The organism is Paenibacillus sp. FSL H3-0286 (genome assembly GCF_045040705.1).
In the GTDB taxonomy this organism is placed as follows: Bacteria; Bacillota; Bacilli; order Paenibacillales; family Paenibacillaceae; genus Paenibacillus_AQ; species Paenibacillus_AQ odorifer.
This window is the reverse complement of record NZ_CP150285.1, coordinates 3,411,116-3,426,690: the sequence shown is the minus strand read 5'-3', so window position 1 is coordinate 3,426,690 and position 15,575 is coordinate 3,411,116. Positions and strand designations below refer to the sequence as shown.

Sequence of the window (15,575 nt, the reverse complement as noted above, 5' to 3'; positions counted from 1 at the left end):
TATACGGAGAATTGTCTTTATGGTTACGAATTCTTCGCCATACGTTTCCCAATAAAGTCAAAGATCAGACCCGCTGTCCTTTTTATAGGACCCAATGAAACAGGATAATAATAACCCGACTCAAACCAGCCTTGTTCTTTGTAATAACGATAATCCTTGGAATGATCATCAAGCATTGTTTTTATACTTGTACGTGACATTCGAAACAGCATTAATCTGAGAAAAGAAGGAACTGGAGTCTCGGGCGACATAAGGTCCTTATAGAATCTTTCGGAGGCTTTCTTTATTTGTCTCGTCATTTTTTTCTGCGCAACTTCTGTTCTTGGCTCCAAAGTAGTCAAGACACAGCCTTTTGTAACTTGAAATCCGAAATTCTCGCCCATATTACTAAGGTATTTCACAATTTTGCTGCCTCCAAAGATACCCTGATTGACAATAGCCGTGAAGGTTTTCCCGAAGAATCGAGGTCTATGAAATACAAAAGCAAGCCGGTCCAAGAGGTTCTTCATCGGTGCCGATACATGAAATGCATAATTAGGCGTGGCGAAAATAATTCCGTCAGAATGGATCATTTTCTCCATCAATACATCGCGATCATCCTTTAGTGGACAATATTCCTCACCTTTATTGAAACATATCTTGCAGCCCCGGCAATATTCAAGCCGATAATCTTTTAAAAAGACATACTCAAATTCAATATCACCATATGCTTTTAAATTATTGCCAAATTCACAAACCGCTTCAAAGGTCGCATGCTTTTGTTGATTCCCAATAAATGCAGTAACTTTTTTCATTTGAACCCCTCCATATATGCATATTTTGAATAACACCCATCAATATGAATGAATATTATTTTATTCATTCATATTGTAGCACCTTGATCCCTTTTATGCGATATAATTCCATTTGAGAATGCAAAAAAAGAAGCCCGACTTGACCAGGCTTCTGTTAACTTCCCTCTATATCTTTTTAGCGTAATTATGTGTAACAAAATCAACTAGCAGATTCACACTGCTCTCCATATCGTAAATCTCTGTGTTAACTGTCAATTCGGCATGTTCAGGGGCTTCATAAATAGCATCAATACCTGTAAATTCACGAATTTCACCTTTTCTAGCTTTCTTATACAGCCCTTTAGGATCACGTTGTTCGCAGGTTTCTAATGAACATTGCACATAAATCTCTGCAAACTCGCCAGACTGAAAACGATATCTAATCGCTTCTCTAGCAGCTGAAGAAGGTGAAATCATCGGGACAAGCACTATAAAGCCTAGATCCAAAAACATAGATGCTACTTCGGCTGCGCGACGCATATTTTCTTTACGATCCTCTTCTGAAAAGCCTAAATCAATATTCAAACCTTTCCTTAGCTGGTCGCCGTCGATCACAGCACATCGGATGCCTTGCTTAAACAATTCTTTTTCAGCTTGTTGTGCTAGTGTACTTTTTCCTGAACCTGAAAATCCTGTGAACCAAAACACGCCCGCTTTATGACCGTTCAACAGCTCCCTATCTTTTCTATTCATTCTAAGACGCCCCTTTCTATATGATTAATATTATACTAGTTTACCGCAGTCTTGAGAGAAATGGCTGATCCTAATTCCTTCTGTATATACGCTATATCAGTCATCTGCTCAATATGGTAAACTCCACCTGGGGGTGGTGAATCATATAGATGTTTTGCTACTGCCGCTGTTACTTTTGCCGTAATGATAGATTGATTCTTTCCTTGTAATAAAAAATCCGCATGAAGTAATTTACCTTCTGAATTTCTTCCATGTGCCTCAACCTTAATAGCGAACCCATCATCCCCCAAATGCAGCCGCCCCATAACACGAACAATTGAATTCTTCAGCCAGCCTATTTGCAGTAAGCGAACGGCTCCAGTTCTTTTCGTTATTGCCAGTATTTTAGTAACTACAGCTGAATCAAGACAAAATCGTGTAGAGATAGACGATGATTTTAGTGTTCTGCTAAGTGTCTGTTGATCTGAGAATGGAAAACGGTAAGCATATCGCTTACCCATCTCATCACCAAAATGATACAACCTTCTGTCTGTAAAGCTCTCCACCTCAACCTGGCGATTATCCTGCTTCACTTCGAACTTAGCTGCTAAACTGTCAACTGTCCATTCTAGCGCCGCTTTGCCATGAGAATCACCTAATCCGAGCATAATCGCAATTTCTATCTCCTCAATCTGATCCATCTGCCGCTCTGCTTCAAGGGCCAGGAGATTAGTGATGCCGGGAGCAAGTCCTACACTTAAGACAGCACTTGACCCATTGTCTTCAGCTTCTCTCTTGTATTTCTCAATTTCATTCAAAAACAAACCGTTCGCAGATACATCCACATAATGAATACCGCTTCGAAACACCGCTCTTATAAAATCCGTATCCGTTTGATCTAAGCACATAATGATTAATTTCACTCGTTCTAACTTATCAGTAGGTAAAGGTTTATTAATATCCAACTGCATCGGCTTAATTTTCCCATCAGTTGCTTGACTGAATTGCTTTGCTTTTACAAGGCTTCGCCCTGCAGCATATACTTTTCCAGGATATTTTTTCTCTAAGATTTCACAAATGGTACGCCCTACATGGCCATATCCACCGACGACTACAATATCTTCTTTTCTCTGCATTTTATCACCGCATCCTATATAATAGAAATAATTAAGAACCATTCTCAATTATACGGATATGGTTTACATTCACTATCCCATAAATGTGGGATACTTGTTTTTATACTCCATGACTAGAGGGCTGACCTATGAAAACCATAAGACAACTTAATCATATTAAACAACAAATCATAAGGTTAGGTGCTGTTTCTGAATCTTCACATAGCTACCGTACTTCATTACTGTCGATTTTACGCGAGGCTGTACCCTTTGATGCTGCCTGTTGTACCCATGTTGATCCACAGACACTACTCTCGACAGGTGCGGTTACAGAAGATAACGTGGAATCCATTCATCATCACTTGTTCCAGATCGAATACGGTGAAGACGATATTAATCCCTATGAGCAAATGGTTCATAGTAAAGTGCACGTAGCTACTTTATATGAAGCAACCGAAGGGCAGCCAGATTTGAGTGCCCGCTATCAAAAAGTACTGTCTCCGGCAGGATTTGAGGATGAATTACGCGCTGTACTTGTTCATGGAGATGCGTGTTGGGGGTATCTGACACTTTACAGAAAGTCCGGTCAGCCTGTATTTTCACTGGAAGATTGTGAGTGGATAAGCTTAATGCTTCCTGAGATTGCCGCTAGAATGCGGGCTTTCAGTCTTGAGTTGCCTGAGAGAAATCAGACTTGGCTGGAAGAAGATTACGGTTCCGGAATTGCCGTCCTTTCTGATCAACTAATGCTCCTCTCCTCTAATCCTACAGCGGACCGTTGGTTAGAGAAACTTCGTTCATTAGAAAAAATTGATCACCATATCCTGCCACGACCAATTCGGGCGGTGAGCACACAAGCAATCAATAGTCCCTCTGAATCTTCGGGGATGGCAAAGTCCTGTATCCGGATGTCAGACGGACCTTATCTAGTGATCCGGGCTAGCCGGCTTCATGCATACGACGGTCAGACGCAAATTGCTATTTCATTCGAGCCTGCACGTCCAGCAGATATGCTTCCTATCATTGCAGAAGCGTATGATCTGACGAAACGGGAACAGCATTTACTTGAAGGAGTAATTCGCGGATTATCTACTAAAGAATTGGCTGCTGAGTTACATATTTCTGCTTACACGGTTCAGGATCATTTAAAATCCATTTTCGCTAAAGCAGGTGTCAGTAGCCGTAGAGAGCTTATCTGGCATTTACATTCTCGATATAGCATTTCAGAGAAATAGGATCGCCGAGCTTCTTATCAAAAAAGCCCAAGCCTTTATTAACAAAGGACTTGGGCTTTTATTTTATCTTTTATTTCCTTAATGCGATGCCGTAAATTCTTCCAGCTCAGAAGCAGGATCAAACTTCTCCCTGCTCATCACAAATGCTGCCATTAGAGCTATAACTGATGGAATAATCGCCCAAGCAAAGGTATGAACAAGAGAAGAAGATAATCCTTCGGTGATTTTATCAAGAACCTCAGAGGGGATTTTGGCCCGTGTGTCGGGAGTCAAAATTGTACTTGGATCACTTAGATTAACACCTTCTGGTGCCGCGCCTCCCTTACTGAACATGGAAGCTAGTTTATTCGAAAAAATGTGACTTTGAATAATACCAAATACCGTAATGCCAAGTGTCATTCCCAGCTCCCGTGTGAAGCTAAGTGTCGAACTTGCAGAACCCCGTTGTCTTGCTGTAAATCCATGAATCGCTGCATTGCTTAGAACAGAAAATGATGAACCTATGCCAAGACCCACCAGAAACATAAAAATAGTGACTATAAACCGGGAGGAGTCTGGTGTTAGTGTGGTAAGTAGAGCCATACCTGCAACAAGGAGTACTAACGTAGAAATCATGATCGTGCGATAATTAAATTTAGAGAGCAAGAATCCTCCGCCAGCAGCAGTGATAACAGAACCAATCATCATCGGAAGTAGAACAAGCCCCGAATTTGTGGCAGACCCGCCAAGAACCCCTTGAATATAAATTGGAATGTACACCGAGGCTGTAATAAATGCTGCTCCGCTAAATATCGCCATAACATTACTCGTAGAATAGAGACGATTCTTGAACATACCAAAGGTAATGATTGGCTCTTCTGCACGACGTTCGATAACAATAAAACCAATTAAAAACACAACAAAAGCCATAAACAATCCCAGAATCATTGTCGAGTCCCAAGCATATTTCTTACCCCCGAGCTCAATCGCAAACATGAGACAAAGGATTGAAGCTACAAGTGTAAAAGCCCCAAGATAATCAATTTTCTCTTTGGAATGCTCAACAGATTCTTTGTAGAAGAAAGCGATCATAAAGAATGCAATAACACCAATGGGTAAATTGATATAAAAGACCCAAGACCAATGAATATAATCCGCTATATAAGCGCCAATAAGGGGACCAAATATACTGGAAATACCATAGGCAGCACCGAATAACCCACCGATTTTCCCCCGTTTTTCTGGGGCCACTACATCGAACATAATCGTGAATGCAATAGGAACGAGTGCCCCTCCACCAATACCCTGAATTGCCCGATAAATACTAAGCTGGACAATAGAATTTGCCGTACCACATAAAGCTGAACCAATCATAAAAACAATAATACCGAAAATAAAAAATCGCTTACGTCCATACATATCCGATAATTTACCGAAAATCGGCATACCCGCCATCTCAGCTATCATATAAGCGGACGTAACCCACATCAATTTGTCAAAGCCGCCAAGGTCACCTACAATGGTTCCCATTGCGGTTGCAAGTATAGTATTATCCATTGATGCCATAAGTGTAGCCAACAATAGAGCTACTATAATAACCCCAACTTTATTTTTCTTTTCCATGCTCCTTTTTCTCCTCCACTTTTCCCAAATGTTTAGTTCTACTCTAATTGTTAAAGGATTGTGCACAGGCTTCATTCCAAACCATGTGATGTTATACCCTTTGCAAATTAGTGAATAATTCGATAAAATCAAGACAATTAATTAGATGTTCATCAAGCATCTCGTTCATTGATTATCTTGACTATCAAGATATAAACATTTTAAAAGGAGGGTCCTCTTTTGTCAAGAGATCGACACAATCAAGTTACAATTCAGCAGGAAGACTTAACTTTACGCATGCGGGGCCTAGGCAGCCGAACGGTTTTGTATCAGCAAAAAGTAGCAACTTCTCTAGGGTTATACAATAACGATTTTCTATCTATAGATATCCTTCATGAAAAAGGTCCTATCACCGCAGGCGAGCTATCCAAATTAACTGGACTTACTACAGGCAGCATTACCACATTAGTTGATCGACTTGAAAAAAACGGCTTTGTTCGCAGAGAACATGATCCCAATGACCGTCGTAAGGTGATTATTGTTCCTTTATATGAGAATAACGAGGTTGGAAATGCCTACCTTCCTTTGCACACTAAGATGGTTAAACTGGCGTCTTCCTTTACTGAGCAGGAGCTTGAGCTTATAACAACATTTTTAGGCAAAGCAAGTACCATCCTGGAAGAGCAGATTCACTATCTCAGCACTACAACGAGTAACTAAAACTGTATAATCGTCAAAAAGGACGATCTCCCATGAAGTCAAATGACTTTGAGATATCGTCCTTTTAATATAAGTATGGATCAAAGTGAAGCTGAAGCTTGAGCAACTAAAGAGACCAATTGTGCAGAATCAAATGTGTCTCCTTTTCGAAGCTTCAGGGTTTTCCTTTCAGGTGGTCCCTCAAATGCTCCCTCTGGAAGCGTTAGCTCGGTTGTATTAAAGATTACAAAGCTGACTGCGTCTTTTGATGTCGAGATGGCCGCAGCGTATTTTCCATTTTTCAAAAAATGAGGTTTCTTATACTGAATACGTTCCTGCACATCCGGTATAGCCTGATGAACAACCTCACGTAGTGAGGTGGACAACTCCACCTGCCATGATTCTTTTAGCGCTTCAATAAAATCGATTACTTCCTGATTCATTTTTCATCTCTCCCTTTAAGTAATTAAATGGTTTGCCTGAATAAGCGCAGTAAGTTGTTTAACAAAATCAGGAGGTCCTTTGAGATCCGACGCATCTGCTATGACGAACATAAGATGATGAAATCAACACATCCGCAAAAGAATTTCAAAAATTTAATAGTTTAAATTCCCCTTATATTAATTTCTTGTTCATGTAGTCATTATCCTTCTGGCAATTTAGAGATATCCAGCTCGTTACAAGCTAAAAGGGAAAAGCTCCTAAGAGCTTCTCCCTTTTAGCTTGTACATAAAATTAATGAATCGTTAGATTAAAACCGCTCTGAATATAATTCAGATTCGGATAAGCAATGTTGGAAGTTGTCAGGTTATTAAAGGTTGCAGCACCATTGCCTGTATAGGTGTAAATAGCTGCACCTTTATGTGGACCTGAGAACCGTGAAGTTGTTATTCCATCAAGTCCTGTACCGTTAATATTGATGTTGTTGAACACGATGTTCTCGAATCCACCACCATATCCAAATTGAATCGCATCACGCTGGGTATTAATGATGTCTATGTTATTAAATGTAACGTTCTTGATAGCATCATTTGATGCTTCAAGATCAATTGCGCCACGTTCACCCCCATAAAGATCTTTACTCGTACCACTGTTAATAATGGTTGTGTCTGAGAAAACTACACCCGTATTATTCTGGAAATGATAACCTGGAAAAACGGTATTCATACGTATGCCGGAACCACCAACTGTATCAATGATATAGTTATGATCAGCCTTATGACCACTTCCTCCAAAGAAAGCAATCGCTGCCGCACGCCAGTTATTCTCAATGGTGTTATACGAGAAGGTATTATTCACACCAGCAGGTGCACCATTTGTGTTACTGGTCCATACTGCAAGACCATCGTCACCATTATTTCGCACACTGCTATTGCGTACAATTGAATTGCTAGTTCCTTGCGAGAAGTTGATGCCGTCTGCAAGATTGTTCCGAATCCGACTGTTTTCAACTACCAGCCCGGTAGCATAAATCGCAGGTGTATGAGCGTAGTCGCCTACCCACATTCCGCATTCAAAATGCTCTACCCAGACATCATGGATAATAGAGTTGGTTCCAAAGTTATCCATAAAACCTTTGTAAATTGCATTTTGTCCATAACGTGAGCGCAAATTAGAATTCATATATACATTACTGAAATCTAGCTTACCTGAAATACGGAGTGAAATACCACCGCCCGCAGCATTAGGATTGGTGAACTGAATATTGGTGTGCCAGAGACCAGCACCAGTAATAGTGAGGTTATTGATCATATTACTAGCAGTACCAATCTCCCACATACTGCTAAGATTAAAGGTTCCTGCTGGAATATAAATAGACTTTCCGCTTGCCACGGCTGCATTTACAGTAGCTTTAAAAGCTGCCAGATCATCTTGTCCGTCGTTTGCCACAGCACCGTAATCTGTTACAGATACGGAGTTAGCTGGGCGGGCAATTGCTGTTGGAACAGATTCAATTTCAATGAAATCCACACCATATTCCAAGCTATCTCCATTGTTCTTCTGGATTCGAATCTTATCCCCAGGTTGGAGGGGTGTATCCATCTTCCAGTGAACTTCATCAAAACGGAATAGTGGACGTCCAGCACTAGGTGTATCGCCAGGCATATCACCTGAGAAATACTGCCAGCTGTAGTATGAGGTTAAGGAAACTGTTTTTACTTTCGCTCCATTCACATACACATCCAGTGAACCATTCAATCCCATCCCATCTGCAGAGTCAGGCATTGTAAATCTCATAGTTACACCTGCGCCGCCTTGACCCTGTCTGACCGTCCACTCTAAGTTCGAACCATTCGAAGGAAGAGCTATATAACGCTGGCCAGAAGCCTCAGAGGCGATTAATCCTTGATCAAAGGTTGGCGCCGATTTCAATGTCGCGCCACCCCCGAGTGTAGCATCCTCGGTATCATATCGACTATACGGCATGCTTGCACCACGCGCAGCATAGACAACGAGATTAGAAACACTTACATTATTCGCTTGCTTGGCAACTATCTCATTAGCATCCACTTCAACAGTAGTGGTGACTGTGTAGTTACCATTAATCGCTGTCCAAGTCCCTGGAATCGCTACATTAACTATTGCCCCCGCTGCTAAGGCACCGTTATAAGATCCATTATAGGTTTGAATAGTGGAACCCGCAGAGTTTTTAAGAACAACGCTTATACCATGTGAACCACTTGCAGAGGCAATGGTTCCTTGATTCTTAAGATTTACATTAAACGCTACATTGTTATTAGCAACAGGATTACTTGGTGTCCATGTAACAGTTCCCACTAAGTCAGAGCTGGACACTGGAGCGATAATAAGTGACGCTGGGTTCGTGTAGCTGTTATTCGCTTCATTTTGTTCGATAACTAGGTTGTCTTCATCAACTTTGGCACTAACTGAATACGTTGCGGCAGGCTTAACTCCTGCGGTAAGTGTCATCGATGCTGTTGTCGATGCTCCAGTTGCTAGTACACCTACCGGAGCTGAGCCTACAAGCTCATTATTTAAATAGAAATTAACAGTAGTAGCTGGAGAGCTGGCATTGCCGATATTCTTTACGATTGCGTTCAGCGTAATCGCATTAGACTCAACCGGATTCGTTGGTGACCAGGACATGCCAGTAATCACCAAATCCGGATTCGGAGCTGGAGTACCGTATACTTCAAATTCGGCGATCTGTCCAGCTGGAGCACCCGAGTTGGCAGTAATATTAAGCTGTAGACGTTTGACAGTTGCGGTAACAGGAATGGTTACTGTATTTCCTGAAGCTGGATTAAACGAATACGATTGTGCTGACACCAGATTCCCAAATGTCGTTGTGTTCTGATTGTGACCGAGCACTTGAATCGTTTGGGTACGTGCTCCCCATGCAGCGGCTGGATTTAACTTTAGAACGATGGAGGAAACGTTGTAGTTTGACCCCAGGTCAAGTATCAATGAACTAGGATTACTGCCACCTTCCCAGTATGTGTTGGTGTTGTTGTCATTAGCATTTGCTGCCACAAATGATTGCGTATTAGAAGATGCGGTAATCGATTTGCCAACCGCGATATTACTGCCCGCAACAGGTGTGGCCGTTGGCGTTGCTGTCGGTATGGCTGTTGGCGTTGGTGTGACTGTTGGTGTGGCTGTTGGCGTTGGTGTCGGTGTGACTGTTGGCGTTGGTGTGACTGTTGGCGTTGGTGTGGCTGTTGGCGTTGGTGTGACTGTAGGCGTCGGTGTGGCTGTTGGCGTTGGTGTAACTGTTGGCGTTGGTGTGGCTGTTGGCGTCGGTGTTGGTGTACTAGCTCCATAAATTTCGAACTCAGATACTTGCGCTGCCGGCCAACCCGTATTACCTGTTACATTCAGGCGTACATAACGAGTGCTGGTTGCTGAAAAATCAATCTTAACGGTGTTCCCTCCTGCTGAAGGATTGAACACATAATCAGCTGAACCAACAATGTCAGTGAATGTAGATCCATTTGTGCTGCCTTGAACGGCGAGTGTTTGCGTACGCGTCTCCCAGCCCGTTGGAAGCTTCAATACGATTTGGTCAATACTTGTCTCTGTACCGAGATCTACTTGGATCCATTGCGGAAATGCATTATTGCTGCTTTCCCAATACGTCTCTTGATTGCTGTCTTTCACATTGTTTGGACTATACGTTTGTGATTGACCACTAGCCGTCACAGTTTTGCCCAGCGTCAAATTCGCGCCACCAGAGGCACTAACAAATGTGAACGGACCCGCTGCCAGGTATAAACTTGAAATCAACAGGGTTACTACAAGCGACCATACGACATACTTGTTGCGCATTATAATCCTCCTCTTAATGTAGATACTCACTAACGTGTCGCCTTATCGGAGTGCTCAAATGATAGCGTTTACAATCAAATTCATCTCAGAGCACATTAAATAACAACCGATCCTCCTTTCAATGTGAGACACTCTCATTATAGAGAAAGAGCGGATCAAGCTATAAGATGTAATTCTACGGAAAAGATATGTGATACCAATATCGCGAAACTACCCTAAATATGGAATCTATTAACATCACGTCCATCAAATAAAGGCCTGATTTCTCAGGCCCTAGTTTTTTATGAAGATTAACTTGTCGTTTTAAGTTCTTTTTCATTAGCTGAATCTGGAGAGTTTAATAAAACCACACCTCCAACTATTAATACTATGCCTGCAAGTGTAAGCATACTAAATGGATCCCCCCATATTACGATACCAACGATTGCGGTTAGAACTGTACCTACACCTGCCCAAATCGCATAAGCTAGGCTTAAAGGTAAAACTCTGAGACTTATGGACAAACTATAAAATGCGATAATAAAACCAATAATAACACCTATAGTAGGCAATATTTGTGTGAACCCTTCTGACATTTTCAGCATAGTTGTACCTATTACTTCGCTTATAATAGCTACCCCAAGTACCCAAAAACCCTTATTCTTGTTCATAACATTTCCTCCAAGCTCTAATGAGATCCACCAGAAAGTTTCATAATGACTACTCCACCAATGATAAGAATCAGGCCGAGTAGTTTTTTCAGATTGAAGTTTTCTTTATAAATGATGACTCCAATTAACGCAGTTAAAGCCGTACCTACCCCCGACCAAATAGCATAAGCCGTCCCTAGTGGAATCGTTGAAAGCGCTAAAGAAAGACAATAAAAGGCTGAACCCATGCCGAGTACGACTCCTATTGAAGGTAAAATCTTTTTAAACCCGTTAGAAACCTTAAGCATGGAGCTACCAAATACCTCGCAGATAATCGCTGTTGCCAGTAACACATATGAATTCAACAATAGCCCCTCCTTACTCCGTCATGTTTATTAATTCTTGAATTACTTTATCTCGTAAATCCTTATCTAAAGCTCCTAATCCGAACATTTCTGAATACCATAAACCGTCCGCTGCCAGCCTGACAATTGTGGAACGTACAGGATCTATTCCATCGTTCTCTATATTGTTTTGCCATACTGAGTATTGATCTTGAAATTTCTTAAGGATATCCGGATTCGTAAAAAGAGCAGCCGAAAGCGCGGTGCTAATCTCTTGCTCTTCCTTAAGATCGTCGTCAATCGCCTGAACAAACGCTCGTCCCCACTTCCCCGTTTCTCTAGATGCATTCGCTACTCTTTCTTGAACATTACTGAAAAAATCACTTGTTAACTCTTCCACCATACTTTTTATTAAAGCTTCCTTATTCGGAAAATGGTGCAGCAGTCCACCTTTACTGACCCCCGCTTCTTTGGCAACGGCTTCAAGCGTAAGCTTCTCCACCCCATTATTTTTAACTACTATAGAAGCTGCTAATAAAATACTACTTCGTTTTGAATTACTGTTCACGATAATCACCTCTGTTATTTACTATACCGTCTGGACGGTTTTATTGTCAAATAAAAAATCATTACCTTAGATCAAAAAAAGCCTGGTAATCCAGGCCTCCAACATTTTTAAAGCAATTCACATTAAATTTTTAATATACCAAGCATCACAAGCGAAATGCTCCGACCCCGCAAGCGGTTCATCCAAAAGCTCAAATCCATTTTTCATATAGAAACGGTTAGCTGCGTGCATGTTTTGAAGTGTCTCCAAATAACATTGGTTGTAATGAAGCTTAGCAAAGTCCAACGCTGTATTTAAAAGTTCTTTGGCTATCCCGTTACCTCTAATCGACTGAGATAAATACATTTTTTGCAACTCACATATCTTGTCATCATTCCCGAAAGGAGCAATGCCACAACCCCCTAATACTTCCCCTCCCTCTTCGACAACCCAATAAGCCCGATTCTCACTATGATTATAATCATCTGATAAATGATGCAGGCTGTCATCCTCCCAGGCTAGACCCGAGCGATTCCCGCCAAACTCAATTAGGCAGTCCCTAATGACCTTTTCAATGGAGCTATTATCTTTCATTTGTAATAGTCGGATATTCATGAGTAACGTTCTCCTATCTTTCGATTAGCTTTCTTCAGTTATTATATTGTATCAAGCTTCAGAATGGATAATTATAATGGGATTCAAACATAATATAGAGAAATTTATTTAGGAGGGGCTTCAATGAAAATGGCAGCTAAGCAACTCTCGATTGCAGCATTAGGCGGGGTTCATGAAATTGGTAAAAATATGTATATCCTGCAATACGCAGATGATATTGTTGTCATTGATTGCGGCTCTAAATTCCCAGATGAAAGTCTCTTAGGGATTGACCTAATTATTCCTGATGTTTCGTATTTATTAAATAATATTGATAAGGTACAAGCGTTGGTGGTGACTCACGGACATGAGGATCATATCGGCGGGATTCCTTACCTGCTTAAACAGTTGAATATCCCAATATATGCTTCCCGTTTAACCTTAGGATTAATCGAAAATAAACTTAGGGAACATGGAATTTTACGACAAACGAAACTCCATTGTATTAATTCAGAATCTACGTTAACCCTGGGAGCCATTACTACAACATTTTTTAATACAAATCATAGTATTCCAGATTGCCTTGGCGTAGTATTCGATACACCTGAAGGTATCGTAGTTCATACGGGAGACTTCAAATTTGACATGACGCCTGTCAACAAGCAGTATCCAGATATACATAAAATGGCCGATATTGGGAAAAACGGTGTAAAGATCTTGCTGTCAGAAAGCACTAATGCTGAGCGTCCTGGCTTCACCCCTTCTGAAAAGCTTGTTGGCGCTCACATAGAAGAAGCCTTTTTAAAAGCAGACCGTAGAATTTTTATTTCTACCTTCGCCTCAAATGTACATCGTCTACAGCAGATCATTGATGCTTCTCATTTAACTGAACGTAAATTGACCTTACTCGGCAGAAGTATGGTAAATGTAGTCAGAGTGGCCCAAGAACTCGGTTATTTGAACATTCCGGACGATATGCTGATCGAACCTGCAGAAGCTGCTAAGCTCCCTCCGGCACAGGTAACTGTTTTATGTACAGGCAGTCAAGGAGAGCCCATGGCCGCACTATCCCGCTTAGCGAACTCAAGCCATCGATTGATGGAGATCCAGGCTGGGGACACGGTGCTGCTCGCAGCCAATCCCATCCCGGGAAATGAACGGAATGTTTCAAGGATTGTCGATAATTTATATATGCTGGGTGCTAAAGTCATCTATGGTTCACGCAGTGAGCTTCACGTCTCCGGGCATGGCAGCCAAGAGGAGCTTAAGCTAATGCTGACTCTAATGAAACCTGAATACTTTATTCCGATTCATGGTGAATACCGTATGCTGCATCATCACAGCTTGTTAGCGGAGGCGGTAGGCGTCAAACCGGAAAATATCTTTATTCTAAAAAATGGAGACATCGTTGAGTCATCGTCTGGTGTTGTCCGCCAATCCGGTCGAGTGACTGCTGGGCAAATTCTAGTAGATGGCCTTGGGATCGGAGATATTGGAAATGTTGTGCTTCGCGATCGTCGCCAGCTGTCAGCAGACGGCATTCTGATTACAGTGATTACACTGAGCCAAACCGATGGACGTCTATTAAACGAGCCAGACACTATTTCCAGGGGATTCGTTTATGTCCGTAACTCCGATAATTTAATGGACGAGATCAACCAGCATGTAACATCGACCCTTAAAAAAATGAACGAAACGGATCTCGGCCAATGGAATATCATCAAGCAGACCATCAAAGAATCATTAAGTAAGTTCCTATACGAAAAAACGAAACGGCGGCCAATGATTCTTCCAATCATCATTGAGGTTTAATAAAAAGGAGTTCCCGTGGGGAGCTCCTTTTCTCTTTGTATCCAGTTGTAGAGGATAGATTTTAACTACATTTTAACTAAATTGCGCACAAGTATTCATCTTGATACATTCTGTCGCCATATTCCGTTGAATATTAATAATTTGCTCCAATTGGGAAACTCGATCTTGAAGCTTTAGGTTAGTTGGATCCGTTTTTAACTGTGCGGCCAATGAAAAGTATTGAGGCACTTCCCAGATACAACGTAAAGCAGTGCCTAAACAATAACCATATCTTGCAAGGGACTCGTCCCCCTGCCATCCTGAATCTTTTAATCCCTCGATATAGTTTTGGAATAAAGACTCTTTATATTCCTCGTAGCGATGATTAGGAAAAACTCCTAAGCTCATATTTACGCCAAACATTTTGCCAAGGTCTTCACCTATCCCCGATATACTCATAAATTGCCAGTCAATTAATATTAGCCGTTCGCCGTCCGTATCACTTTGAGTTAGCAGCATATTCATTTGACTGAGGTCTTGGTGTGCAAGCACTCGCGGCAAGCTATTCAAAGAACGCAAGCTTCTGTCAATCTGGTCTGTGAAGTCTTGGAACCATGTCCAGATACTACGTTCATTATCATTGTGTAATTGATTTATATATTTTGCTGGATTAGGGGCGTAGATTTTACTCGAGGTAGTCCATGATTTAAGCCAGTTTCTGCAAATCCACTTCTCATCAGGAATTTTCTTTCCTGTCAGATAAGTTCCATTGAAACGACCTAACTGTTCAGCGATGTAATCAAACTGTTCCTTTGTGTAAGCATATTCCCCATCTATTCGTTCCATCCATAACCATACGGTACCATCTGCTTGTTCCTCAACAAGATAACACTTAGGTGCCTTGATTGAGCTAGGAAGCTCGTCGAGAATCTTGGATTCAAAGACTAGAGCTTCTCGTCGCCAGTAATTGTGATGCTGAAGATTATCTTTCTCCGCACTATCTGGCTTGATTATCTTTAATATGATTGACCATGGAAGCTGCTTATGATTAATAGATGCAAAACCGCTTAGACGAAAGATACCCGCTGTTGTAAAGTTAGGTGTTTTATAATCTAAATCTTCACATGTAAAATTGACTATCTTTGCTTCGGATTCTTCAAAAATCCGCTGAACACAGCTGTTAAGCTGATCCATTTTATTCTCTAGCACATAGACCCTCCCTGTCTCTGTTAAGATCCCATTCTA

At 41.4% G+C, this 15,575-nt stretch carries 14 protein-coding genes; 3 read left to right on the top strand and 11 right to left on the bottom strand.

What is annotated here, in order from left to right:
- Positions 1–23: 23 nt before the first annotated feature.
- The 3 genes from MHB37_RS15550 to MHB37_RS15540 form a co-directional block, all read right to left on the bottom strand.
- Positions 24–794, bottom strand: coding sequence for a flavodoxin family protein (locus MHB37_RS15550; protein WP_076274454.1), 771 nt, complete (start codon positions 792–794; stop codon positions 24–26).
- Between the two features lie 165 nt (positions 795–959).
- Positions 960–1,526, bottom strand: coding sequence for an adenylyl-sulfate kinase (gene cysC / locus MHB37_RS15545; RefSeq protein ID WP_405169551.1), 567 nt, complete (start codon positions 1,524–1,526; stop codon positions 960–962).
- Positions 1,527–1,561: 35 nt separating this feature from the next.
- Complete coding sequence (locus MHB37_RS15540; protein WP_248548236.1) at positions 1,562–2,641, bottom strand: saccharopine dehydrogenase family protein; 1,080 nt, start codon at positions 2,639–2,641, stop codon at positions 1,562–1,564.
- Positions 2,642–2,769: 128 nt separating this feature from the next.
- Here MHB37_RS15540 and MHB37_RS15535 point away from each other — a divergent pair, with 128 nt between their 5' ends.
- Entirely contained in the window at positions 2,770–3,855 is a 1,086-nt protein-coding gene (locus MHB37_RS15535) for a helix-turn-helix transcriptional regulator (RefSeq protein ID WP_339191007.1), read from the top strand.
- 78 nt (positions 3,856–3,933) lie between these two features.
- On the opposite strand, the gene MHB37_RS15530 is transcribed toward MHB37_RS15535, so the two are convergent.
- On the bottom strand, positions 3,934–5,457 hold the full coding sequence (locus tag MHB37_RS15530) for an MDR family MFS transporter (RefSeq protein WP_076184547.1): 1,524 nt from the start codon (positions 5,455–5,457) through the stop codon (positions 3,934–3,936).
- A gap of 276 nt (positions 5,458–5,733) precedes the next feature.
- Between MHB37_RS15530 and MHB37_RS15525 the strand changes: the two genes are divergently transcribed.
- Entirely contained in the window at positions 5,734–6,156 is a 423-nt protein-coding gene (locus tag MHB37_RS15525) for a MarR family winged helix-turn-helix transcriptional regulator (protein ID WP_172628892.1), read from the top strand.
- Positions 6,157–6,236: 80 nt separating this feature from the next.
- Here MHB37_RS15525 and MHB37_RS15520 read toward each other — a convergent pair whose 3' ends face one another.
- The 6 genes from MHB37_RS15520 to MHB37_RS15495 all read right to left on the bottom strand — a co-directional run bounded on the left by MHB37_RS15520 (position 6,237) and on the right by MHB37_RS15495 (position 12,560).
- Complete coding sequence (locus tag MHB37_RS15520) at positions 6,237–6,578, bottom strand: DUF1801 domain-containing protein (protein WP_036677965.1); 342 nt, start codon at positions 6,576–6,578, stop codon at positions 6,237–6,239.
- A gap of 292 nt (positions 6,579–6,870) precedes the next feature.
- Complete coding sequence (locus MHB37_RS15515; protein ID WP_405169550.1) at positions 6,871–10,425, bottom strand: discoidin domain-containing protein; 3,555 nt, start codon at positions 10,423–10,425, stop codon at positions 6,871–6,873.
- A 290-nt stretch (positions 10,426–10,715) separates the two neighbouring features.
- On the bottom strand, positions 10,716–11,075 hold the full coding sequence (locus MHB37_RS15510; protein WP_076217536.1) for a multidrug efflux SMR transporter: 360 nt from the start codon (positions 11,073–11,075) through the stop codon (positions 10,716–10,718).
- A gap of 17 nt (positions 11,076–11,092) precedes the next feature.
- On the bottom strand, positions 11,093–11,419 hold the full coding sequence (locus MHB37_RS15505) for a multidrug efflux SMR transporter (RefSeq protein WP_036677974.1): 327 nt from the start codon (positions 11,417–11,419) through the stop codon (positions 11,093–11,095).
- A gap of 13 nt (positions 11,420–11,432) precedes the next feature.
- Entirely contained in the window at positions 11,433–11,966 is a 534-nt protein-coding gene (locus MHB37_RS15500) for a TetR/AcrR family transcriptional regulator (RefSeq protein ID WP_076125775.1), read from the bottom strand.
- Positions 11,967–12,083: 117 nt separating this feature from the next.
- Complete coding sequence (locus MHB37_RS15495; protein ID WP_076184542.1) at positions 12,084–12,560, bottom strand: GNAT family N-acetyltransferase; 477 nt, start codon at positions 12,558–12,560, stop codon at positions 12,084–12,086.
- Positions 12,561–12,683: 123 nt separating this feature from the next.
- On the opposite strand from MHB37_RS15495, the gene MHB37_RS15490 reads away from it, so the two are divergent.
- Complete coding sequence (locus MHB37_RS15490; RefSeq protein WP_256715769.1) at positions 12,684–14,351, top strand: ribonuclease J; 1,668 nt, start codon at positions 12,684–12,686, stop codon at positions 14,349–14,351.
- A 72-nt stretch (positions 14,352–14,423) separates the two neighbouring features.
- On the opposite strand, the gene MHB37_RS15485 is transcribed toward MHB37_RS15490, so the two are convergent.
- A complete protein-coding gene (locus MHB37_RS15485) occupies positions 14,424–15,539 on the bottom strand; it encodes a phosphotransferase (protein ID WP_405169549.1) in 1,116 nt (371 codons plus the stop codon).
- Between the last annotated feature and the right edge of the window lie 36 nt (positions 15,540–15,575).

Bases quoted from the DNA above. Each gene is read 5' to 3' on its own strand.
- MHB37_RS15550 (WP_076274454.1), bottom strand. From the start codon at position 794: ATGAAAAAAGTTACTGCATTTATTGGGAATCAACAAAAGCATGCGACC.
- cysC (WP_405169551.1), bottom strand. From the start codon at position 1,526: ATGAATAGAAAAGATAGGGAGCTGTTGAACGGTCATAAAGCGGGCGTG.
- MHB37_RS15540 (WP_248548236.1), bottom strand. From the start codon at position 2,641: ATGCAGAGAAAAGAAGATATTGTAGTCGTCGGTGGATATGGCCATGTA.
- MHB37_RS15535 (WP_339191007.1), top strand. From the start codon at position 2,770: ATGAAAACCATAAGACAACTTAATCATATTAAACAACAAATCATAAGG.
- MHB37_RS15530 (WP_076184547.1), bottom strand. From the start codon at position 5,457: ATGGAAAAGAAAAATAAAGTTGGGGTTATTATAGTAGCTCTATTGTTG.
- MHB37_RS15525 (WP_172628892.1), top strand. From the start codon at position 5,734: ATGCGGGGCCTAGGCAGCCGAACGGTTTTGTATCAGCAAAAAGTAGCA.
- MHB37_RS15520 (WP_036677965.1), bottom strand. From the start codon at position 6,578: ATGAATCAGGAAGTAATCGATTTTATTGAAGCGCTAAAAGAATCATGG.
- MHB37_RS15515 (WP_405169550.1), bottom strand. From the start codon at position 10,425: ATGCGCAACAAGTATGTCGTATGGTCGCTTGTAGTAACCCTGTTGATT.
- MHB37_RS15510 (WP_076217536.1), bottom strand. From the start codon at position 11,075: ATGAACAAGAATAAGGGTTTTTGGGTACTTGGGGTAGCTATTATAAGC.
- MHB37_RS15495 (WP_076184542.1), bottom strand. From the start codon at position 12,560: ATGAATATCCGACTATTACAAATGAAAGATAATAGCTCCATTGAAAAG.
- MHB37_RS15490 (WP_256715769.1), top strand. From the start codon at position 12,684: ATGAAAATGGCAGCTAAGCAACTCTCGATTGCAGCATTAGGCGGGGTT.